Consider the following 16,677-nt stretch of genomic DNA (forward strand, 5'->3'; position numbering starts at 1 on the left):
TTCGGCGGTGCGGTGGTCATATGGGCCCGCGCCGGGCCGCAGCGCAACCTGCCACGCGCCGGTCCCGTCATCGTTCCGGGTTGTGGGCTTCGGCCAGCCGCCCGATGCGAGGCGTTCTGGCCAGCCGAAGGGGCGGGTGCGACATCAGTCGTCGGCGCGGAAGGCGTCCGTGATGATGACGGGCCAGCGCCAGCGGCGCACCAGCGCCACGTCGAAGCGCTGATCGCAGCCGGCGAGCGCCGGGTGCTTCTGCATGAACAGCATCGCCGCGCGCACGATCCGGCGCCGGCTGCGGACGTCGACCGCCTCGGCCGCGCCGGCGAGGTCCTCGCGTGCCTTCACCTCGACGAAGGCGACGGTGCCACCGCGGCGGACGACGAGGTCGATCTCGCCGCTGTGCGTCTCGAAGCGGCGGGCGAGCACGCGCCAGCCCCTGGCGCGCAGAATGAGTTCGACGATCCGTTCCGCTGTGTTGCCCCAGCCTTCGGCCCGGCGTCGCCGGGCGGTTCCGGTTCCGGGGGAAGGGCGTCGGCTGCGGTCTGGCATGGGCGACCTCCGGCCGCACGCGCGAGGGGATCGGGTCTGGCGATCCGGCGAAGTGGCTCCGGCCGCGATGATGCGCTGCCGAAGCTCTTCGGCGGCGCGGTCGACTGTAACTGGCTCTGCGGCTCAGGCGCCGTCCGGCCGAGACCGATCGCCCGACTCGCCGCCGCCGTCCTTGTCCGTTTCGTCGGCCGCGGCCGAGCGCGTCGCGATATCGGAATCGGCCGCCTCGACCGCAGCCGCCCCGCCCGGCCGGGCGAGCGGCTTCAGCGCCTGAGCGCGGGCGTAGACGAGGCGGCGCGGCTGGCCGGTGGTGGCGGCGACCTCTGCCGCGGCGCGGCCGGCGGACATGCGACCGAGCGCGTCGATCAGCAGCGCGTCGAGGTCGTCGGCGTCGGTGCCGCGCTCCGGCGCCGGGCCGGCGAGCAGCACGATCTCGCCGCGCGGCGGGTCGTCCGTCGCGCCTGTGGCGAGGGCGGCGAGCGGGCCGCGCCGCACCTCCTCGAAGCGCTTGGTGAGCTCACGCGCCAGCGCGCCTGGCCGGTCCGGCCCGAGCACGTCGGCCATGTCGGCCAGCGCCTCGGCGGCGCGATGCGGTGATTCATAGAACACCAGCGTCGCCGGCAGGTCGGCGAAGCCGGCGAGCCGGGTGCGGCGCTGGCCGCTGCGCGGCGGCAGGAAGCCGCCGAACAGGAAGCAGTCGGTCGGCAGGCCGGCCGCGACGATGGCGGCGAGCAGCGCGCTCGGGCCGGGGATCGGGATCACCTTGTGCCCGAGGTCGAGCGCCTCCTCGACGAGCTTGTAGCCGGGATCGGAGATCAGCGGCGTGCCGGCGTCGCTGACCAGCGCGACGGCCTTGCCCTCGGCCAGTGTCGCCAGCAGGCGCGGCCGCTCGCGCGCGGCATTGTGCTCGTGATAGGCGACCAGCGGCCGGCGGATGCCGTAGCGATCAAGCAGCACGCGAGTGACACGGGTGTCCTCGCAGGCGATCACGTCCGCGGCGGCGAGGACTTCCAGCGCGCGCAGGCCGACATCGCCGAGATTGCCGATCGGCGTCGCCACCGGATAGAGCGCCGGCTCGATCGGCCGCGCGGTGAAGTCGCGGCCGTCGATGGCATAGTGCCGGTCCGCCGCGCTCGTCGCGTCTTTCATGTCGGGATGGGGTCCTGGGCGTTGTTCCGGCGGCATGCGGGACGGGTCCGGCCGGTCGGCCGCTCGCCGGGCTGATTCCGCCGCCGCCGCGCCGACATCGGCGCCCGGCGGCCAAGAAAATGCCCGCCGACGGGGAAGCTCCCCGGCGGCGGGCATTGATTGGGGGTCGTGGACTGTCGCCGAAGCGGACCGGCTCAGTCTTCGAGCTGGATCGCGACGGCCTCGCGGCCCTTCGGGGTCTCGACGATCTTCATCGAGACGCGCTGGCCGTCGTCGAGGTGCGAAAGCCCCGCCGACTGCAGCACCGAAATGTGCACGAACACGTCCTTGCCGCCGTCCTCGCCCGCGACGAAGCCGAAGCCCTTGTCGGGGTTGAACCACTTGACGGTGCCGTCAAGCTGGGAGGCGGACGACAGGTCGACCTGGCGCCGGGGCGGACGCGGGCTGCCGAAGCCGCCGCGATCACCACCGCCACCGCCGGCCGGACGCGGCGCGAACGAACGCGGGCGCTGCTCGACCGCGGAGCTCTCGTCGACGTCGATGACCTTGACGACCTGCTTGCCCTTAGCGCCCTGCGCCACCTGGACCTTCAGCTTCGCCCCCGGCGCGACACTGTCGCGGCCGATCGCCTGCAAGGCGCCGATATGAAGGAAGGCGTCGCCAGACCCGTCCGACAGCTCGGTGAAACCGAATCCCTTTTCGGGATTGAACCATGAAACGGTGGCCTCAACGGTCGGCCCCGCCATGGGGGCCGAGTCGTACGACGGGCTGCCGAAGGAGCGCTGCGGCCTGTCGTTGCTGCGCGTCTCGAAAGGAGACGGCATGTCGTCGTCGAATCCGCCGCGGCGCCGCGGGGGACGGAAGTCCTTACCCTTACCCATTCTAAAGTCTCGTCTCCGTGATCCAGAGGCCACGCCGACGCCCCACCGGAGAAACGGACGTCGTCGTCAGTGTAAAAGAGCGCTTCCGTCTGCTGCCATCCTGCCGGACTTGGTGTGCCGCACCGTCGAACGTGATCAGGCTCGTCGTCATTCAGAACTGCTCCGGGACCTTCAATAACACATCTCGAAACCGGAAAGAGCCCCGTTTTTTGAGGATGCCGTCATAAAGCCGGATTTTTTCGGCATGGCCGGGTCGGATGGTCTGAGTGTGCCGACGGTTTGGGCAAATCAGTGCGAATGTATACGAGACGATGCAGCACGAGACCGTTCGAAGGGCAGGATTGAGGCCGTGAAGCGCTTCGCCGTTGCCATCGCGCTGGTGTTTTCGCTCGCGGGCGCCGCCGCGGGGCTGCTGTCCGGCCGCCTCGCCGTGCACGCGCAGTCGGCGGGGCCGGTCGCGGCGCCGGACGCCGGGGCCGCGGCGGCGCCCGCGCCCGCGGTCACCGGTGCACCAGCCGCCCAAACGCCGCCCGCGGAGCTATCGCCCGCCGGCCCGGCGGCGCCGTCCGCCCCGCCGGATGCCCCGTTGCCGACCGCCGCGGCCCTCGCCCCGAAATCGGCCGACCCGATCGCCAACCTCGCGCCGGAGTCGCGCGCGGCCGCCTATGCCCCCGCGGCCCCGCTGGCGACGCCGCTGCTGCGCATGGCGCGCATCCGGCCGGAGCAACTCTGCACCGCGCTGGAAGCTACCGGCTACGTGATGTCGCCGTGGCGGGCGAGCCACTACAGCAACGGCGAATGGCGCTGCATCTCGGAAATCCGTCTCGGCCCCGCGCCCGAGGCCGCCGTCGCCGCCGCGGAGCCGGAGACCGAGGCGCCGCGGCCGAACAGCCTGTTCGTCGCCGTGCACGGTCCGGACAGCCACACGATCGGCCTGATCCGGCTGAAGCTCAACATCGAGCACCGCGCGGCCGCGGCGCAGGCGAAGACCGAGCTCAAGGCGACCGTGGCGGCGATCTACGCCGCCCTCGGCTGGCCGGAGCCGGACGGCCTTTTCCGCGCCATCGACAACCTCGACCGCTATGACCGGCGCACCTCCGGCGTGCGCGTCGCCTTCAGCCGCGAGCGCGGCGACGTGCCCCGCTTCAATCTCGTCATAGACCCGCCGAGCCGCGACGACGGCCCGCGCGCCGACGCCTTCCGCATCGCCCGCTGAGGCCCATCGGGCACGTCGCACTCTGGGCGAACACGCCCGCGTGCCCTAGCTTCCGCCGGACCCCGTCCCCGGGGACGCCGGAGCCGCCTGCCGCCGATGTCACTCGCCATCGTCCACCATCCCGACTACCAGGCCGAGCTCGACCCCGGGCATCGCTTCCCGATGCAGAAATACGGCCGCCTCGCCGCCGTGCTGGCGGAGGAGGGGGTCGTCGGACCTGAAGGGTTCCGCGTGCCGCTGCCGGCGCCGGCCGCGTGGCTCGAACTCGCGCACGACCGCGCCTATGTCGACCAGGCGCTGGCGGCCGCGGTGCCCGCGGCGATGGAGCGCGAGATCGGCCTGCCGGTGACCGCCTCGGTGGCGCGGCGCGCCCAGGCCTCCGCAGGCGGCACGGTGCTCGCCGCCCGTCTCGCGCTCGAGCGCGGCCTCGCCGTCAACACGGCCGGCGGCAGCCATCATGCCCGCGGCAGCGGCGGCGCCGGCTTCTGCGTGTTCAACGATGTGGCGGTGGCGATCCGGGTGCTGCAGGCCGAAGGCCTGATCCGCCGCGCCCTCGTCGTCGATTGTGACGTGCACCAGGGCGACGGGACGGCGGCGATCTTCGCCGGAGACGCGAGCGTGTTCACGCTGTCGCTGCATGGCGAGCGTAACTATCCGGTGCGCAAGGTGGCCTCGAGCCTCGACGTCGGCTTCGACGACGGGCTGGAGGATGCCCCCTATCTCGCGGCGCTGGAGCAGGCGCTCGGGCAGGCGCTGGCGCGCTTTTCGCCCGATCTCGTCTTCTATAATGCCGGGGTGGACCCGCACCGCGACGACCGCCTCGGCCGCCTCGCCCTCAGCGACGACGGGCTTGCCGCGCGCGAAAGGCTTGTGATGGAAACGATCCGGCGCCGGCGGCTGCCGCTCGCCGGCGTCATCGGCGGCGGCTATGATGCCGACGTCGACCGCCTTGCCCGCCGCCACGCGATCCTGCACCGCACGGCGAAGGCGCTGGCGTGAGGGAACCCTGGCGTCGCCGCCGGGGAGCCGGTCAGCGGTTGCCGGAGCGGGCGAGCCGGACCAGCAGCCAGACCGGCACCACCACGACGACGCCGAGCAGGAAGTAGCGCACCGCCTTGTCGATGGCGGCAAAGCCCATGTCGTAGAAGCGCTCGAAGAAGCGGATGATCGAATCGACGATGTCGTAGGGCTCGATGCCGAGCGCGGCCATCACGACGCCGACGATGAACGACAGGAACACGAGGCGCACGAGGACGCGCAGCGGGCTGTCGCCGAGAAAGCGGGAAAGCTGGTCGTTGGCCATGGCGGCTCCGGATGGCAGTTGCGGAGATGAGATAGGGACCGGAGGGGGTGGTTGTCCAGCCGCATGGCGGGACTCGGGGGGCGGAACGCCAGACGGGCCGCCGACGTCGCACATCCGGTCGCGGCGCGGGGCGCCTCAGGAGCCGGGTTCGTCGCCGTCCTCGTCGCGCTCCCCGTCCCGAAGCCCATCCCGGGACCCGTCCCCCGGCGCCGTGCCCGGCGGCGGCGCTCCGAAGGTGGTGCGGGCGTAGGAGCCGATGCGGCGCGGGTTGTCGCGGGCATAGGCGACGCAGCCGTCGACGAGGGTGGCGCACAGCAGGTCGCGCCCCTGGGCGGTATCGTTGCTGCCCGCATAGGCGACCTCGACCACGCGGCCCTCGACGAAACGCACCTGCATCTTGCACTCGCCGCCGGTGGGGATCGAGACGGCGGTGTTGATCGCGCCATAGACCGCCGGCACGCCGATGGTCAGCCCCGCCTGGTTCTTGCGGTAGGTGTAGCTCCAGATCTCGCTGGAGCCGCGCTCGCGGGTGGCGCTGGCAAAGCCGGCGCACATCTCGATGTCGGTCTGGCTGAGCCCGATCAGGTCGTGTTTTGCCGCGGTCAGCAGCGCATAGTCGCGCGGCGACGCGCAGGAGAGCGGCAGCAGGGCGATCAGGACGGTGCAGGCGCGGGACGTGCGTCGTCGCAAGGCGGGCGGCTCCATGGCGTTGGCACGACGCCCACGCCTTGCAGACATCGCCTATCCGAGATCAACTCCTCGACGCCGGTCATGTTGCACCTGCGATATGGCAAAAGCTTGATTCTGCATGGCGGACGAGGTCAGGCCCCCGCGGGAAGCAGGGCTTCCAGCACCTCGATGCGGTCGGCGTCGGCGGGCCGCTTGTCCCAGCGCAGCCGGGCGACGCGCGGAAAGCGCATGGCGAGGCCGGACTTGTGCCGGGTGGAGCGGTTCAGACCCTCGAAGGCGACCTCGATGACGAGGCCGGTCTCGGCGGTGTGCACCACCTCGCGCACCGGGCCGAAGCGACCGACGGTGTGCTTGCGAACGAAGCGGTCGATCTCCTTCAGCTCCTCGTCGGTGAAGCCGAAATAGGCCTTGCCGACCGGCACCAGCTCGTCGCCCGCCTCGGCGGCACGCCAGACCCCGAAGGTGTAGTCGGAATAGAACGACGAGCGCTTGCCGTGGCCGCGCTGCGCGTACATCAGCACCGCGTCGACGGCGAAGGGATCGCGCTTCCACTTGTACCACTCGCCCTTCGGCCGGCCGGGCAGATAGGGCGCTGCGGCGCGCTTGATCATCACCCCCTCGACCGCGTCGCCGTCGGCGCCCGCCCCATGCGTCGCGGGCTCGGCGCGGGCCGCCGTCAGCGTCTCCCAGTCGGGGAAGGCGACGAGCGGCGAGAGGTCGATGCGCGGTTCTTCGAGGCGGGCGACAAAGGCCTCGAGCCGGGCGCGGCGCGCAGTGAAGGGCAGGGCGCGCAGGTCCTCGTCGCCCTCGGCGAGCAGGTCGTAGGCGCGGATGTGCGCAGGATACTCGGCGAGCAGCTTCGCCGTCACCGTTTTGCGGTTGAGCCGCTGCTGCAGCACCGAGAACGGCTGCACCCGGCCCTCGATCAGCACCAGCAGTTCGCCGTCGAGGGCGCCGTCGAAGGAGATCGCGGCAAGGAGGTCGGGGAAGGCGGCGGAGATGTCGTCGCCGGTGCGCGAATAGAGCCGCGCGACGCGGCGGATCTCGCCGTCGCGGCTCGTAGCCGCGCCCCCGGCCGCCTCCACGCGGATGCCGTCCCACTTCCATTCGGCGCGAAAATCGGCCGGGTCGAGCGTCTCCATGTCGCGCTCTTCCAGCGCGTGCGACAGCATCGGCGGGCGGAACGGCGCGGGGTCGATGCTGTCGGGGCGCGGTCCGCGCCCCTCGACCCACGCGAACAGCGGCTCGTAGGGCGGCACCAGCCCGTGCCAGACCTCCTCCACCGCATCGGCCTCCAGCCCGCCGAGGCGGGCGAGCGCGGTGCGCGCCAGCCGCGCCGAAACGCCGATGCGCAGCGAACCGGTGACGAGCTTCAGCAGGGCGAAGCGGCCGTTCTCGTCGAGCCCGTCGAGCCAGCCGGCGATCCGCCCGGGCACGGCCGCGCGGTGGGTCGCGGCGAGCGTCTCGACCACCTCGGCAAGATGCGGCGGCGGCCGGTTCGGCGCCACCGGCGGCACCGGCCACATCAGCGCGACCGTCTCGGAGAGATCGCCGACATAGTCGTAGGAGAGCGCGAACAGCACCGGGTCGGCCCGCGCGGCGATCAGCGCCCGGATCATCGCGGGCTTGGCATCGCGAAACGACAGCGCGCCGGTGAGGGCGGCCAGCGCATAGCCGCGGTCCGGGTCGGGCGTATGGGCGAGATAGTCCGCGACGAGGGCGATCTTGGCGTTGCGCCGCGGTTCGTAGGCGAGGCGGTCGAGCAACTCGGCGAAGCGGTTCATGGGCGGGCGCCCCCGCGTGCCGCACCCGGGATCGGGGGATGAGCCGGCCGTATCCGCGTTTCCCCCGACTTCATGCAGCCGAACCCCTTGGAATTGTTCCAGTCCCGACGCAAACTCCGGCCGGGGACCGAACGAGGGGACACTGCATGCCGGACGATACGCCGCCGAACATCGAACCGGCGATCCGCACCATCGCCATGCCGGCCGACACCAATCCGGCCGGCGACATCTTCGGTGGCTGGCTGATGGCGCAGATGGACCTTGCCGCCGGCAACGCCGCCGCGCGCCGCGCCCGCGGCCGCTGCGCCACCGTGGCGGTCGAGGCGATCACCTTCGTCTCGCCGGTGCGGGTCGGCGACGAGGTCACCGTCTGGGCGGAACTGGTCAAGACCGGCCGCACCTCGATGTCGTTCCACGTTTCCGCCTGGCGCCGGCCGCGCGAAAGCGACCGCATCACCAAGGTGACCGACGCCGACTTCACCTTCGTCGCCCTCGATTCCGACGGCCGTCCGCGCCCGGTCGACCAGCCGTTCGGCTGACGACGCGCTCATGCCCCGGCCTCGCCGGTGGCGGCGGGCGCCGTCTCCGCCGCGCCCTCGGGCGTCAGCGCGTCCGCCTCGTCCTCGTCGCCATAGCCGATGAGGTTGAGCGGCTGCGCCCGGATGCCGGCGAGGCCGCACCAGTGGCAGAGCGCGTCCTCCTGCCCGTGCGTCACCCAGACCTCCTCGGCGCCGGTCTCGAGGATCGTGGCGCAGAGGTCGTCCCAGTCGGCGTGGTCGGAGACGATCAGCGGCAGTTCGGCGCCGCGCTGGCGGGCGCGGGCGCGCACCCGCATCCAGCCGCTGGCGAACGCCGTCACCGGGTCGGGAAAGCGCTGCGCCCAGCGGTCGGCGGTGGCCGAGGGCGGGCAGAGCACGATGTGCCCGGCGAGGTCCTTCTTCGCCCGGCCCGCCACCGGCTCGAGCCGGCCGAGATCGAAACCGAAGGCACCATAGAGGTCGCACAGCCGGATCAGCGCGCCGTGCAGCAGGATCGGCGCGTCGTGCCCGGCCGCCCGGATCAGCGCGATCAGCCGCTGCGCCTTGCCGAGGGCATAGGCGCCGACGATGTGCGGCCGCTCGGGGAAGAGCCGCAGCGAATCGAGCAGCTTGCCGATCTCGCCCTCGGCGGGGGGATGGCGGAACACGGGCAGTGCGAAGGTCGCCTCGGTGACGAACACGTCGCAGGCGACCGGCTCGAAGCCCGCCGCGGTCGGGTCGCTCTGGCGCTTGTAGTCGCCCGACACCACCCAGCGCCGGCCGCGATGCTCGACCAGCACCTGTGCCGAGCCGAGCACGTGGCCGGCGGGATGCAGCGTCACCGTCACGTCGCGGATGTTGGTGCGCACCCCGAGCGCCGCCGGCTGGCGCTGGCCGGTGAACCCCTCGCCGTAGCGCACGGCCATGATCGCCAGCGTCTCGGGCGTCGCCAGCACGGCGCCGTGGCCGGAGCGGGCGTGGTCGGAGTGTCCGTGCGTGACCACCGCCCGCGGCACCGGCCGCACCGGGTCGATATGAAAGTCGCCCGCCGGGCAGTAGAGCCCGGCGTCGGTCAGGGTGAAGAGAGGGGCGTCGCCGGACAGCAGCATGGCTTCCATCTAGGGCCTGACGGGGGCGCCGGCAAAGCGCCGCGCCAAATCCGTATCGTCCGCCCGCGACCTGCACATGAAAACGCCCCCGGCGGTGCGGCGACCGCGGGGGCGTTGCAAGGCGGCGGCGGCCTCAGCCCGGCCGCGAATCGCGGCGGGCCTGGGCGACGGAGGCCGCTTTGCGCTGGCGGCCGAGTTCCATCGGCCGGACGAGGTTTTCGGCGCGCTGGTTCGCCTTCACCTTCATGCCCTTGTGGGCGTGGCGGCTGTTGAAGTCGGGCTGGCCGGCCTCGTCCGCCGCCTGCTTCATGGCGAGCGCCTTGCGGGCGTTGCTGGCGAGCGTGGCGCTGGCGTTCATGCGGCGACGGCGCTCGGTCTCGGTGTTGATGCGGCGCATCGCCATCGCGAGCACGGCGACCTTGAGGCGCGAGCCCTTGTCGTCGGCGGAGGGCTGGGCACCTTTCGGCGCGCCCTTGCCGCGCATCTCGCGTCGGCGCCGGTTCGCCTCGGTGGAGGCCTTGTCGCGGCGCTCACGCAGCAACTTGACGAGGTCGGCGAGGTCGCGGTCGGTGATGGTCTGCAGCACGGGGTGATGCGAGCGTTCGACCAGATCGCGTTCATCGGCGTCCAGCGCCCTTGCTTCTTCCCTGCGCGTGATGGCCATCGCGTTCTTCCCGTTCTTCTTGAGGTTCGGACATGTGTCGGGCCGCGCTGCGCACGCGTCCGACGCGGGGGCAACGCCGGGGGCGGGGTGAATGTTCCGCCGCGCCGCCTCCACAGGCGCTGTCCGGCGCCGATCTCGCTTGCCAAAACCCCCGTCGCGGCCGCATGTCCTCTCCCGGCCGGCAGCCCGCCGGCGCAGCGACGCGCCCGATGCCCCCCGACAGCCATTCGTCCGGCAACCTGCTTGCCGACCGCCGTTTTGAATACGGCCGCCTGCTCGCCGAAAGCGGCGACCATGCCGCGGCCGCCGATCTCTATGCCCAGGCGCTGGAACTCGTGCCCAGCTGGGCGGCGGGCTGGTTCGCGCTCGGCGCCGCCTACGGCGATGCCGGCGACACGGCCGGCGCGGCGCGCGCCTTCGCCCGGCTTGCCGAGCTCGACCCGGACGACCGCTACGGCGGCCGGCTGCGCCTCGCCGCTCTCGGCCGGGCCCCCGTGCCCGATGCCGCGCCCGAGGCCTATGTCCGCGAGCTTTTCGACGACTACGCCGACCGCTTCGAGACCGCCCTGGTCGACCGCCTCGGCTACCGCGCCCCGGCCCTGCTCGCCGAGGCGATCGCGGCGTCCTGGCCGGGCAACGTCTTTGGCCATGTGCACGACCTCGGTTGCGGCACCGGGCTGATGGCGGCGGCGCTGGTCGAGGCCGGTCTCGTCGCGGGCGGCGGGCGGATCGAGGGCGTCGACCTCTCGCCGGCGATGGTCGCTACCGCCGCCGACAAGGCGCTCTACGCGGAGCTTCGCGTCGGCGACGTGGTTGCGGATCTTGGCCGAGCCGGCCCGGCCTTCGATCTCGTCGTCGCCGCCGACGTCTTCGTCTATATCGGCGATCTCGCGCCGGTCTTCGCCGCGGTCGCCGCGCGGCTCGACCCCGGCGCCCTGTTCGCCTTCACGGCCGAGGCCGCCGACGACGGCGATAACGGCGATGGTGCTGATGTAGCAGGCGAGGGCTGGCGTCTCGGGGCCTCCCTGCGCTATGCCCATGTCCGGACATATCTCGCCGGGCTCGCCGCGGCGCACGGGTTCCGGCCGCTGTCGGAGGCGCGCGCCACGCTGCGGCAGGACCGTGGATCGCCGGTGATCGGCCACGTAATAGTGCTGCAGCGGGGCGCCGACCCCATCGAGGACGACGCCCGCGCATGACCGTGCCGACCACAGCCCCACAGGATCCCGGCTTCGTCGTCGACAGCCGCGCCGTGTTCCGCATCGCCCTGCCGATGACGCTCGCCTTCATCACCACGCCGCTGCTCGGCGCGGTCGACATCGCGGTGATCGGCCAGGTCGGCGATGCGGCGATGATCGGCGGCATCGCCGTCGGCGCGCTGGTGTTCGACGTGCTGTTCTCGACCTTCAACTTCCTGCGCTCCGGCACCACCGGCCTCACGGCACAGGCGCTCGGCGCGCGTGACGAGGTCGAGCAGAAGGCGGTGCTGCTGCGCGCGATCCTGATCGCCGTGGTCGCCGGCCTTGCGATGATCGCGGCGAGCGCGCTGATCATCGCCGGCTCGCTGTGGGTGGTGGCCCCCAGCGCCGCGGTCGCCGCGGCGACGCAGGAGTACTTCGACGTCCGCATCCTCGCCGCCCCGGTGACGCTGCTCAACTACGCGGTGCTCGGCTGGATCATCGGCCGCGGCAAGGCCGGCATCGGCCTCGGGCTGCAGCTCGTCGTCAACGGCGTCAACATCGCCGGCTCGATCGCCTTCGGCCTCTGGCTCGGCTGGGGCCTGTTCGGCGTCGCCCTCGGCACCGTGCTCGGCGAGACCGTCGGCGCCGTCGCCGGCCTGATCGTCTGCTGGCGCGAGGGCCGTGGCACGCCGTGGCCGGCCTATGCCCGCGTCGCCGAGCGCGTCAGCCTGCTGCGGATGCTCGGCGTCAATCGCGACATCATGATCCGCACCTTCGCGCTGCTCGCCGCCTTCGTGGTGTTCACCCGCGCCGGCGCCGGCAACGGCGACACCGTGCTCGCCGCCAACGCCATCCTGATGAACTTCTTCCTGATCGGCGGCTATTTCCTCGACGGGCTGGCGACGGCCGCCGAGCAGATGGTCGGCCGCGCCGTCGGCGCGCGGCACCGGCCGTCGCTGATCGCCGCGATCCGTCTCACCACGCTGTGGTCGTTCCTGTTCGCCGCCGCCGCCGGCCTGTTCTTCCTCGTCGCCGGCGGCGCGATCGTCGACGTCATGGCGCAGGCGCCGGACGTGCGCGCCGAGGCGCGCGCCTATCTCGCCTGGGCGGCGCTGACGCCGCTCGCCGGCGTGCTCGCCTTCCAGATGGACGGCGTCTTCATCGGCGCCACCTGGTCGCGCGAGATGCGCAACATGATGCTGCTGTCGCTCGCCGCCTATCTCGCCGTGCTGGCGCTCACCGAGCCCTATCTCGGCAACCACGGCCTCTGGGCCTCGATCAACGCCTTCCTGTTCTTCCGCGGCGGCTTCCTGCTCTGGCGGCTGCCCGGACAGATCGCGAAGACCTTCCCCCCGCCGCACGCCGCCGGCGCCTGAGGAGCCTTTCGATGCCGCTGATCTTCCCGACCGACGACGCCTCCGCCGCCACCGGCTTCGGCGTCAATCCGCTCGACCGCCGGTCGGAGGCCCGCGGCAACGAGGCGACGGTCGCCGCGGCGCTCGCCGATCCGGCGGCGCGCCATCATCTCTTCGCCGGGCCGCTCGCCCTGCTCGCCGAGACCGACGGCGGCGTCGCCGCCGACTGCGACGCGCGGACGGCCGCCCGGCTCGGCGCGGGCGAGCCGGCGACCACGGTGCTGCTCGGCTGGGACGACGACGGCCTGCCGCATGTCGCGACCGAACTCGCCCCCCTCGGCGAGGCCGCGCCGCCGGCGGGGTTCGCCGCGCTCGATCTGCGCACCCTCGTCGTCGACGGGCTGCTGCCGCCGCCCCAGCTCGGCATCCGCGCGCAAGCCGCCAGCCTGCTCGCCTGGCATCGCAGCCACCGCTTCTGCGCCGCCTGCGGCACCGCCTCGGCGATGCGGATCGGCGGCTACCGCCGCGACTGCCCGGCCTGCGGCACCCAGCATTTCCCCCGCACCGACCCGGTGGTGATCATGCTGGCGATCGACGGCGACCGCTGCCTGCTCGGCCGGCAGGCGCGCTTTGCGCCGGGCATGTACTCCTGCCTCGCCGGCTTCCTCGAGCCGGGCGAGACGATGGAGGACGCCGTGCGGCGCGAGCTGTTCGAGGAGGCTGGCATCCGCACCGGCGCCGTGCTCTACCGCGCCACCCAGCCGTGGCCGTTCCCGATGTCGCTGATGATCGGCTGCTACGCCGAGGCGCTGACCACGGAGCTCACCGTCGATTTCGGCGAGCTCGAAGCCTGCCGCTGGTTCGAGCGCGACGAGGTCGCCGCCATGGTCGAGGACCGCCATCCGGACGGCCTGCGCATGCCGCCGGGCCCGACCATCGCCCGCCATATCCTCGGCCACTGGCTCGCGGAGGGATAACGCGGCCGGGGGCCGCCCGACGCTCAGTCGCCGCGGAGATCCGCGCCGCGCACCGGGTGCACCCGGTCCTCGCCCAGCATCCAGGCGTGGAACGCCTGGCCCGGAAACAGGCCGCGGAAGGCGGGGTCGAGCACGTTGAGCCCGCCGGTGAAGGCGCCGAGCGCCGGCATCACCAGCTGCCGCCCGTCGCTGGCGAACGCCCGCCGGCGCACCGAGCGCCCGCGCACCACCACTTTTGCCGCCGGGTGCAGGTGGCCGGCGACCTCGCCGGCGCAGCCGCCGCGCGCCGGGGCGTGGCGAAACACCAGCGGCCCGATCGCAAGTTCCGAGAGCGAGCGGCCGCCGAGTTCGCGCGGCGGCTCGGGGTCGTGGTTGCCTGCGATCCAGGTCCAGTCGCAGGCCCCCGTCAGCCGCTGGATCCGCACCGCGTCGGCGGGCGCGAGGCGTTCCTCGGCGCGGCGGTCGTGAAAGCTGTCGCCGAGCGCGATCACCCGCTCCGGCTTGTGCCGCGCGACGAGGCCCTCGATCAGGCCGAGGGTGATGCCGGTGTCGTAGGGCGGCAGGAACAGGCCGCGCACCGCGGCGGCCGAGCCCTTTTCGAAATGCAGGTCGGCGACGACGAGGAGCTTTTCCTCGGCCCAGACGAGGCCGCCGGCCGGGTCGAGCTCAACCCGCACGCCGGCAAGGCGCAGGCCGAGGCAGCGCGCGCTCACCGCCGCCGGCTCCGCATCCGTGTCCGGCTGCACCGATCGCCCGCCCTCATTCACCGGCCGCCTCCCGCATCAACTCGTCCGCGACCTCGGACAGCAGTACGTCCGCGCTCTCGCCGTCGACCCGCTCGCGGCCGAGTTCCAGCATGATCGGCACGGCGAGCGGCGAGATCCGCTCCAGCCTCTTATGCACGATTCGCCCGGAAACCCGGGCGAGCATCTCGCCGAGCCGGGCGACGTCGAGCAGCCCCTCCGCGGCGTCGGCGCGGGTGGCGCGCATCAGGATGTGGTCGGGCTCGTGGCTGCGCAGCACGTCGTAGACGAGGTCGGTCGACACCGTCACCTGCCGGCCGGATTTCTCCTGCCCCGGATGGCGGCGCTCGACCAGCCCGGCGATCAGCGCACAGGCGCGGAAGCTGCGCTTCATCAGCCAGGTCTCGTCGAGCCAGGCCTCGAGATCGTCGCCGAGCATGTCGGGATCGAACAGCGCACCCGGGTCCAGTCCGCCGGTGGAAAACAGCCGGCCCATGTCGCCGAGGCCCCAGACCGCGACGCAGTAGTCGGTGGCGAGAAACCCGAGCGGCCGCATCCGCGCCCGCTCCAGCCGCCGCGTCAGCAGCATGCCCAGCGTCTGGTGCGCGAGCCGGCCCTCGAACGGATAGGCGACCATGTAGAAGCGGTCGGCGCGCGGGAAGGTCTCGATCAGCAGGTTGTCGCGGCCGGGCAGGGCGGAGACCTGCTTCTGCAGGGTGAGCCATTCCTGCACCTGCGCCGGCAGCCGGTGCCATTCGGCCGGATCGGCCAGCATCGCCCGCACGCCGGCGGCGAGATAGGTCGAGAGCGGGAACTTGCCGCCCGCATAGGAGGGCACCTTCGGCGCCTCGTCGCGGGCGCGGGTCACCAGCATCTCGTTCTCGCGGATCGTCTCGTAGCGCAGCACCTCGCCGCCGAACAGGAACGTGTCGCCGGGCGCCAGCATCTCGGCGAAATACTCCTCGACCTCGCCGAGCACGCGGCCACCGCGCAGCGGCGCGCCCGGCCGGCCGCGGTTGCCGCCGAGCCGAACTTTGAGCAGCGGCGCCTCGATGATGGTGCCGACGTTGAGCCGGTATTGCTGGGCAAAGCGCGGATGGGTCAGCCGGTAGCTGCCGTCGACGGTCTGGCGGATCTTGGCGAAACGTTCGTAGCTCCGGAGCGCATAACCGCCATTGGCGACGAATTCGACCGTGCGTTCGAAGGCCTCGCGCTCCAGCTCGCGGTAGGGCCAGGCGCTGCGCACCTCGGCAAAGAACGCATCCGCCACGAACGGCCCGGCGACGGCGCGCCCGAGCACATGCTGGGCGAGCACGTCGAGGCCACCGCGGCGCAGCGGCGGTGTGTCCTGCGCGCCGAGATAGTTGGCGTCGAGCGCCGAGCGGCATTCCAGCACCTCGAAACGGTTCGCCGGCACCAGGATCGCCTGGCTCGGCTCATCCATGCGGTGGTTGGCGCGGCCGATGCGCTGGGCGAGCCGGCTCGCCCCCTTCGGTGCGCCGACGTGGACGACGAGGTCGACGTCGCCCCAGTCGATGCCGAGGTCGAGGGTGGAGGTCGCGACCACCGCGCGCAGCCGCCCCGCGCCCATGGCCGCCTCGACCTTGCGGCGCTGGCCGGCGTCGAGCGAGCCGTGGTGGAGGGCGATCGGCAGACCGAGTTCGTTGAGGTTCCAGAGCTCGGCGAAGACGAGTTCGGCCTGGCTGCGCGTGTTGACGAACACGATCGCCATCCGGCTCGCCGCGATCGCCGCATAGACCTCCGGCAGCGCGTAGCGGGCGGAGTGGCCCGACCAGGGAATGCGCTCCTCCGATTCGAGGATGCGGATTTCGGGCTTCGCCCCGCCCGCGACCGTGACGAGGTCGGCGCGCACCTCGCAGCCCGCCACCTGCGGCACCAGCCATTCGGCGAGCGCCAGCGGGTCCGACACGGTCGCCGACAGGCCGACGGCGCGGTGCTGCGGTGCGATCGCCCGCAGCCGGGCGAGGCCGAGGCTGAGCAGGTCGCCGCGTTTCGAGGTGACGAGGGCGTGCAACTCGTCGAGGATCACCGTGTCGAGGTCGGAAAAGAAGCGCTCGGCGTCGGGCTGCGCGATCAGGAGAGCGAGTTGCTCGGGCGTCGTCAGCAGGATGTCGGGCGGTTTCAGCTTCTGGCGCTGGCGCTTGTGCGCCGGCGTGTCGCCGGTGCGCGTCTCGACGGTAACGGGGAGTTTCATCTCGGCGACCGGGGCGTCGAGATTGCGCGCGATGTCGACCGCGAGCGCCTTCAGCGGCGAGATGTAGAGCGTGTGGATGCCGCGGGAGGCGCTGCCGGGCGGCACCTTGCCGCGCGCGGCGAGCGCGACGAGGCTCGGCAGGAAGCCGGCGAGGGTCTTGCCGGCGCCGGTCGGCGCGATCAGCAGCGCCGACCGCCGGGCATTGCCCTTCGCCAGCAGCTCCAGCTGATGCGGCCGCGGCGCCCAGCCGCGCCGGGCGAACCAGGCAGCGAAGGCGGGCGGCAGCAGGTCCGCGGGTGCAGTGGGCGCTTTGTCGGCGAGTTGGGTCAGCATTGCGGAGAACATA

The 16,677-nt window shown here is 72.5% G+C and carries 16 protein-coding genes; 6 read left to right on the forward strand and 10 right to left on the reverse strand.

What is annotated here, in order from left to right; translation table 11 throughout:
• Window positions 1-144 precede the first annotated feature (144 nt).
• The 3 genes from I5731_RS06180 to I5731_RS19985 all read right to left on the reverse strand — a co-directional run bounded on the left by I5731_RS06180 (window position 145) and on the right by I5731_RS19985 (window position 2,609).
• Window positions 145-546 carry a YraN family protein gene (locus tag I5731_RS06180; protein WP_197310501.1) on the reverse strand — a complete coding sequence of 134 codons (402 nt, stop codon included), beginning with the start codon at window positions 544-546 and terminating at the stop codon, window positions 145-147.
• Window positions 547-669: 123 nt separating this feature from the next.
• The gene (gene rsmI / locus I5731_RS06185) at window positions 670-1,695 is read right to left on the reverse strand and encodes a 16S rRNA (cytidine(1402)-2'-O)-methyltransferase (protein WP_197310502.1); all 1,026 of its coding nucleotides are present in this window, start codon (window positions 1,693-1,695) and stop codon (window positions 670-672) included.
• Between the two features lie 194 nt (window positions 1,696-1,889).
• Window positions 1,890-2,609 (reverse strand): cold-shock protein, encoded by a 720-nt coding sequence (locus I5731_RS19985; RefSeq protein WP_328838271.1) that lies wholly within the window; start codon window positions 2,607-2,609, stop codon window positions 1,890-1,892.
• A gap of 316 nt (window positions 2,610-2,925) precedes the next feature.
• Here I5731_RS19985 and I5731_RS06195 point away from each other — a divergent pair, with 316 nt between their 5' ends.
• Together I5731_RS06195 and I5731_RS06200 are read left to right on the forward strand one after the other, a co-directional pair.
• The gene (locus I5731_RS06195) at window positions 2,926-3,792 is read left to right on the forward strand and encodes a DUF6030 family protein (protein WP_197310503.1); all 867 of its coding nucleotides are present in this window, start codon (window positions 2,926-2,928) and stop codon (window positions 3,790-3,792) included.
• Window positions 3,793-3,888: 96 nt separating this feature from the next.
• Window positions 3,889-4,791 carry a histone deacetylase family protein gene (locus tag I5731_RS06200; RefSeq protein WP_197310504.1) on the forward strand — a complete coding sequence of 301 codons (903 nt, stop codon included), beginning with the start codon at window positions 3,889-3,891 and terminating at the stop codon, window positions 4,789-4,791.
• A gap of 31 nt (window positions 4,792-4,822) precedes the next feature.
• On the opposite strand, the gene I5731_RS06205 is transcribed toward I5731_RS06200, so the two are convergent.
• From I5731_RS06205 to I5731_RS06215, 3 genes are all read right to left on the reverse strand, one after another.
• The gene (locus I5731_RS06205; protein ID WP_197310505.1) at window positions 4,823-5,095 is read right to left on the reverse strand and encodes a DUF6460 domain-containing protein; all 273 of its coding nucleotides are present in this window, start codon (window positions 5,093-5,095) and stop codon (window positions 4,823-4,825) included.
• 135 nt (window positions 5,096-5,230) lie between these two features.
• Window positions 5,231-5,785 carry a hypothetical protein gene (locus I5731_RS06210; RefSeq protein ID WP_197310506.1) on the reverse strand — a complete coding sequence of 185 codons (555 nt, stop codon included), beginning with the start codon at window positions 5,783-5,785 and terminating at the stop codon, window positions 5,231-5,233.
• 131 nt (window positions 5,786-5,916) lie between these two features.
• Entirely contained in the window at window positions 5,917-7,569 is a 1,653-nt protein-coding gene (locus tag I5731_RS06215) for a cisplatin damage response ATP-dependent DNA ligase (RefSeq protein ID WP_197310507.1), read from the reverse strand.
• A 146-nt stretch (window positions 7,570-7,715) separates the two neighbouring features.
• Between I5731_RS06215 and I5731_RS06220 the strand changes: the two genes are divergently transcribed.
• Window positions 7,716-8,108, forward strand: coding sequence for an acyl-CoA thioesterase (locus tag I5731_RS06220; RefSeq protein ID WP_197310508.1), 393 nt, complete (start codon window positions 7,716-7,718; stop codon window positions 8,106-8,108).
• An 8-nt stretch (window positions 8,109-8,116) separates the two neighbouring features.
• Here the strand turns inward: I5731_RS06220 and I5731_RS06225 are convergent, their stop codons facing one another.
• Window positions 8,117-9,196: a ligase-associated DNA damage response exonuclease gene (locus I5731_RS06225; protein WP_197310509.1), complete on the reverse strand. Its 1,080-nt coding sequence runs from the start codon at window positions 9,194-9,196 to the stop codon at window positions 8,117-8,119.
• A gap of 133 nt (window positions 9,197-9,329) precedes the next feature.
• Window positions 9,330-9,860 carry a hypothetical protein gene (locus I5731_RS06230; protein ID WP_197310510.1) on the reverse strand — a complete coding sequence of 177 codons (531 nt, stop codon included), beginning with the start codon at window positions 9,858-9,860 and terminating at the stop codon, window positions 9,330-9,332.
• Window positions 9,861-10,069: 209 nt separating this feature from the next.
• Between I5731_RS06230 and I5731_RS06235 the strand changes: the two genes are divergently transcribed.
• From I5731_RS06235 to nudC, 3 genes are read left to right on the forward strand one after another with little or no spacing between them, the layout of a single operon-like run.
• A complete protein-coding gene (locus I5731_RS06235; RefSeq protein WP_197310511.1) occupies window positions 10,070-11,059 on the forward strand; it encodes a class I SAM-dependent DNA methyltransferase in 990 nt (329 codons plus the stop codon).
• On the forward strand, window positions 11,056-12,417 hold the full coding sequence (locus I5731_RS06240) for an MATE family efflux transporter (RefSeq protein ID WP_197310512.1): 1,362 nt from the start codon (window positions 11,056-11,058) through the stop codon (window positions 12,415-12,417). Before I5731_RS06235 ends, I5731_RS06240 begins: the two co-directional genes overlap by 4 nt.
• Window positions 12,418-12,428: 11 nt before the next feature.
• A complete protein-coding gene (nudC, locus tag I5731_RS06245) occupies window positions 12,429-13,373 on the forward strand; it encodes an NAD(+) diphosphatase (protein WP_197310513.1) in 945 nt (314 codons plus the stop codon).
• Between the two features lie 23 nt (window positions 13,374-13,396).
• Here nudC and pdeM read toward each other — a convergent pair whose 3' ends face one another.
• Window positions 13,397-14,086: a ligase-associated DNA damage response endonuclease PdeM gene (pdeM, locus tag I5731_RS06250; RefSeq protein WP_197310514.1), complete on the reverse strand. Its 690-nt coding sequence runs from the start codon at window positions 14,084-14,086 to the stop codon at window positions 13,397-13,399.
• A 46-nt stretch (window positions 14,087-14,132) separates the two neighbouring features.
• Window positions 14,133-16,676: a ligase-associated DNA damage response DEXH box helicase gene (locus tag I5731_RS06255; protein WP_197310591.1), complete on the reverse strand. Its 2,544-nt coding sequence runs from the start codon at window positions 16,674-16,676 to the stop codon at window positions 14,133-14,135.
• Between the last annotated feature and the right edge of the window lies 1 nt (window position 16,677).

Origin of the sequence: Methylobrevis albus (genome assembly GCF_015904235.1) — a bacterium.
In the GTDB taxonomy this organism is placed as follows: Bacteria; Pseudomonadota; Alphaproteobacteria; order Rhizobiales; family Pleomorphomonadaceae; genus Methylobrevis_A; species Methylobrevis_A albus.